This window comes from Rhizobium bangladeshense, from assembly GCF_001662075.1.
In the GTDB taxonomy this organism is placed as follows: Bacteria; Pseudomonadota; Alphaproteobacteria; order Rhizobiales; family Rhizobiaceae; genus Rhizobium; species Rhizobium bangladeshense_B.
Map to the genome: position 1 here is coordinate 1 of NZ_LYPL01000041.1, position 4,874 is coordinate 4,874.

At 58.0% G+C, this 4,874-nt stretch carries 6 protein-coding genes; 5 read left to right on the plus strand and 1 reads right to left on the minus strand.

Annotated features, from left to right (window positions below; all coding sequences use genetic code 11):
* The first annotated feature begins 1 nt into the window (after position 1).
* From tagF to A7X77_RS30935, 5 genes are read left to right on the plus strand one after another with little or no spacing between them, the layout of a single operon-like run.
* Complete coding sequence (gene tagF / locus A7X77_RS30915) at positions 2-526, plus strand: type VI secretion system-associated protein TagF (RefSeq protein WP_245293816.1); 525 nt, start codon at positions 2-4, stop codon at positions 524-526.
* Positions 526-1,632 carry a DUF2169 family type VI secretion system accessory protein gene (locus A7X77_RS30920; RefSeq protein WP_064686598.1) on the plus strand — a complete coding sequence of 369 codons (1,107 nt, stop codon included), beginning with the start codon at positions 526-528 and terminating at the stop codon, positions 1,630-1,632. The genes tagF and A7X77_RS30920 overlap by 1 nt, the downstream gene beginning before the upstream one ends.
* Complete coding sequence (locus tag A7X77_RS30925; protein WP_064686599.1) at positions 1,629-2,651, plus strand: 3-oxoacyl-ACP synthase; 1,023 nt, start codon at positions 1,629-1,631, stop codon at positions 2,649-2,651. Before A7X77_RS30920 ends, A7X77_RS30925 begins: the two co-directional genes overlap by 4 nt.
* Positions 2,651-3,640 carry a DUF4150 domain-containing protein gene (locus A7X77_RS30930; RefSeq protein WP_064686600.1) on the plus strand — a complete coding sequence of 330 codons (990 nt, stop codon included), beginning with the start codon at positions 2,651-2,653 and terminating at the stop codon, positions 3,638-3,640. The genes A7X77_RS30925 and A7X77_RS30930 overlap by 1 nt, the downstream gene beginning before the upstream one ends.
* Complete coding sequence (locus tag A7X77_RS30935; protein ID WP_156668187.1) at positions 3,637-4,563, plus strand: WD40/YVTN/BNR-like repeat-containing protein; 927 nt, start codon at positions 3,637-3,639, stop codon at positions 4,561-4,563. Before A7X77_RS30930 ends, A7X77_RS30935 begins: the two co-directional genes overlap by 4 nt.
* Positions 4,564-4,577: 14 nt before the next feature.
* Here the strand turns inward: A7X77_RS30935 and A7X77_RS33640 are convergent.
* Positions 4,578-4,874: hypothetical protein (locus A7X77_RS33640; protein ID WP_064686602.1), on the minus strand; the 297-nt coding region annotated here is incomplete at its 5' end.

The window sequence follows — 4,874 nt, forward strand, 5'->3', positions numbered from 1 at the left end:
CCTGCCTGGATTTTTCGGAAAGCTGCCGGCGATGGGCGATTTCGTCACACGCAACCTGCCGGCCTCTTTCGTCGGGCGGTGGGACCGATGGATCAGCCGGCATCTGGTTCACCGATTTTCGCAAGGGTCAATGGAGAACGCTCCGGTCCTGCGGTTTCTGCTGGGCGGGGAGACATTTGGCGCCATGACTGGCGTAGTGATGGCAAGCGCTGACCGTGCCGGTCGCCGGTTTCCGCTGACCATCGCTGCACCGCCGTTGCTTGCCGCCGCGGACATAGCGAGCGTAGCGGCGGACTGGTTCGATGCACTGGAAGCGACAGGGAAATCGGCAAGAGACAGCAAGATGGAGGGGGACAGGCTGGCAACCTGCCTTGCGGCATTGCCTTTTCCGCCAATCAAGGTGTCGGACGAGCCGGTCCGGGGCATGATATTCTGGACGCGGGGTCGCGAGGCGGTGAAGGTCGATGCCGATGCGCCTGAAACAATGCTCGCGCCGTTTTTCCCCGGCGCCGAGGGTGACGCCTGATGCAGATCTGGAACCAAACCGGTTATCCAACCGAATTCACGATGGGCATGGACAAGGCCGGCCACGAGTACATCGTCGTCGTCGTCAAGGGGACCTTTGACTTTCCGGAGGCACCCGGCGGCCTCGTGCGGAAATCATCCATTCAGATGCCGCTGGTCATGGCTGACACACATACGGGTCAACCGGGCTATTCGGCTACGCTTTGGGAAACGGATTTTGCATTCCGCAAGCCGCGTTGTGACGTCATCGCCAATGGGTGCGCTTATGCTCCGGGCGGGCGGCCAGCAGAACGCGTGACGGTTGGAATGAAGCTTGGAAACTGGTCGAAGGTATTCGACGTCTTCGGTCATCGGGAGTGGCGGGCGCTGGGACCAGTCTTTGCTGTCTCCACCGCGCAACCCTTCCTGCGGCAGCCGTTTTCTTATGACAGCGCATGGGGTGGTACTGACCGCCTGGACCCGGACGACGATCAGCCCGCGAGCTACAGGCATAACCCCTTCGGCACCGGATGGGCTCGCACGCGCAGTCAACGTCACATTCCCGGGCTACGGCTGCCCAACACCCAGGCCACGAACGAGGAAATACGCTCGCCGTTCGGCGATTACCGCCCCATGAGCTTTGGCCCGTACGGCAGGGCCTGGCCCGGCCGGATCGAATTCGCTGGCACCTACGACCAAAACTGGACCGACAACATCTTCCCGTTCCTGCCCCCCGATTTCGACGAGCGCTATTTCCAGATGGCGCCTCCCGACCAACAGGTTGATTTTCCCAAGGGCGGCGAAGACGTGGTGATCGTTAACCTGACCCCGTCAGGGCGCGAAAGCTTTCGGCTGCCGGCTACCGGCCTTCCGATCACCTTGTTCAAGGGCAATGAAAAAGCCCTTGAGAGCGAGATACTGCCCGATACTGTTTTGTTCGACCTGGAAAATCGGCGCTTCTCTTTGGTCTGGCGCGTGTCGCAGCGCATCCACCGAACGATCCTCGATTTTAGCGAGTGCTGGGTTGGCCACCCGACAAGGGGGATGCTCAGGGCAAGGGCTGCTGGCAAGCGCTACATCCGCCTCTTTGGCCTGCCGGTTCGCGAAGCGGAGGCTGATGCCGCATGAGCGCCATGCTGGATATTGTATCAATCGGCATGGTGACCGCGGTCGGTCTTGATGCACCATCATCCTGTGCCGCGATGCGAGCAAAGCTCGACGGATTTCAGGAGACGCAGTTTGTTGGCCCGGGTGGAGAGTGGTTGATCGGCGCGCCGGTACCGATGCCACGCAATTGGATCGGGGAGAAACGCCTCGCCCACATGGCTGCAGCAGCAATATGCGAAGCTTTCGATGAGGTTCCCGAAGCGCGCGGCAAGACAGCGCTTATCCTCTGCCTTCCAGAGGCGGATCGACAAGGTCGGCCGCTGCAAGAAGGTGCTTCTTTGTTACGACAAGTCAGCCAGATCGCCGAGGTTGAATTGGGTTCGCATTCGCGCATCATCTCCCATGGCAGGCCCTCCGGCCATGTCGCCTTGGACCAAGCCCGCAGCCTGCTCGCTCGCGACACAACCCCTTTCGTTATGATAGCCGGCGTCGACAGCTATCTGACTTCAGCCGCCTTATCGCACTATCTCGGCGCCGAGCGCATTCTGACACCGAATAATTCGGACGGCTTCATACCCGGTGAAGCTGCGGCCGCGGTCCTGTGCTCACGTTCTTTCAGCGGGAAGTTTCCGCTCTGCGGCCTCGGCCTCACACGTGAGCCGGCCTCTATCTACAATGGCGCGGATCTCCCGTTGCGTGGCGACGGAATGACAGGGGCCTACCGGATGGCGCTGGACGAAACCGGCATTGCTATGAACCAGATCGGCTATCGGATCGCCGATCTCACCGGAGAAACCTACTGGTTCAAGCAGACAGCACTGGCAAACTTGCGGCTGCTGCGGGGGCGACATGACCCGCAAGATCTGTGGTCTCCCGCAGAATCCCTTGGAAATATAGGGGCAGCCGTCGTGCCATTGATGCTGGGAATGGGATGGATGGGCGCCAGGAAAGGTTACGCGCCGGCGGCGCCGGTGCTTATAGAGGCATCAAACGATGCTGGCGCATGCGGCGCCGCGATCTTGGTTCCGCAGGAAAGCTGATGTCCAACGTCTTTGCCAATAATCTCGAAATTTCCGGCAAGGCCGTCAACGCCCAGACGATTGCGGCCTTTCCGGATGTCTGCTTCACGCCACCGCAGACGCCGGCAACCCCCCCTGGGGTGCCGATCCCCTACCCCAGCTTCGGAATGGCTTCAGACACCGAGAACGGCACCGCTACCGTCAAGATTGGCGGCAAGGAAGTCAACATCAAAAACAAATCCGACGAGAAACGGACCTCCGGCACCGAAGCCGGCTGCGCCCCGAAAAAGGGTATCATCACATCGCAAAACACCGGCAAGAAGTACTTTCACAAATGGTCGCCCGATGTGAAATTTGAAGGCGAGCCGGTCATACGATTTTCTGACTTGGCGACGCACAACCATGCGAGCCCCCAGGGGCAGACTCCCCCTTGGCCTGAAATTTGCAAGTTTTCGCCCAACAGACTGGATTGTGCTACGATCCTGGCAGAGTTCGAAGTCCATACGCACCGAGACGCGGATTGCCCTCACGGATATGAATCCGAACACTTCGTTCAAAACGAATATCTGCAATGGGAACGTGGCGTCGAGACCGCAACGCAATTTGAGAACTACACGACAAACGGGGCACCATGTATCTGCATGGCGTCTTATGCCAAAGGCCCGGGTGGTGGGTTTCGGAGAAAGGGGTCTGGCAGCAAAACGGGGTCGCCACATAACTTGAAGACAAGGCAATGCAATGACGCGATCCGCAAGCGCACCCAGACACCGACGCTGAGCCAGGTTATAGATGACTGCACGAAAGCGGTTGTCGACAACGATCCGCGCGCCAAGAACGCCAAGCCAAAGCCGGCGGCACAGAAGAACATCCAGGAATGCTTGAGGGCCTTGTTCATGGAATATCTCGATCGCGCGGTCAAGGAAAAGGACCCGAAAAACTCGGCGGCAAAGACGGCGCAACAGCCTATCGCCTGGGACGTAAACCCGGACCCGACAAGGATGTGGGCTTGATGACTCCCGTTCACAAAAAGGTGGTGGACCTGCCGCCGGAAATGCAGTCGTTCAATGCGCTGAATGCATATGAGCTTGGTCGCGACCATATCCGGGTCGCCTGCCAGTTGTCGGATGTGCACGAAGAAGTCGGAGAGGTCGCAATCCTGCGGATTTCCATGATTTCTATGGGCGTGGATCTGGAGGATGCGTTCGATGAGTTTGCCATGGCATTTCACTCCACCCGCACTCATCGGGATGTATTGCTCGAAATCGGCGGCCTCGTGAGACTTCACACGAATTCGGGATGGAGAACGGACGTTCTAAAGTCATCGTTTCTCATTGGCGCATATTCGCTCGACACACTTGCCGACTTTGTGTTTGGAGACGACGGCCACATCTGGCGATTTGACGGTGCGTCCGCCTGGTCTCAAGACACGGTCGAAGCATCAGACCGAATTTTTGACATGCATGGCTTGTCAAAGGATCGATTATACGCGGTTGGCGGAAACGTCCTGATCTTGAAATCGCGAGGACGAAGCTGGGATCGGATAGAGGTCAGGATAGGGACCGATTTCCGTTGCGTCCTTGTAGAGAATGACCGCGTGTTGGTTGCTGGGGACCATGGAATTGCTGGCTATCTTAAAGACGATGAATTCGTGCTGTTCGAAACAAGTATCGAAAGCGATATCCTATCGATATGCTCGTTCAGGGGCGACATCTATTTTGCCGACTCCGATTTCGGCGTGCATGTCCTTTCGGCTAATGCATTCGAGCCGGTCGCCAACCTCGGTTACACGTATCGCCTCAACGCCAACGAGTGGCTGACGGCAGCCTGCGGTGAGTATATTTTCCAGTTTGACGGAGCGAGTTGGCGCGGGATCGAGCTTTCCTACAGCGGCGGCTACAAAGCGGAACCATTCGATACGACGTTCATAAAATGATCTGACATTATCGGTCAACCCCGCGGAAGATTCTGAGCCAGATAAGCCCTGACCCTGTCGAGTTGCAATTCGAAGATGGGTATTGGATTATTCGTCGACAGCATCCGCAGAACGAATAACTCCCCCGCCTCCGGAAATTCATCGTATCGCTCCTGTGCTATCTTACGTCCCTCCTCACCGGCGACCCGCAATCCGTCCAGGTGCGCTTCAAGGCGCGCCACGAGCCGGGTAATACGCACTTCGTCCATATCCGGATTTTCGTCCGGATGAAGCAAGTGGTAATCGTAAACGGTCCATAGAAACGCCGCCAT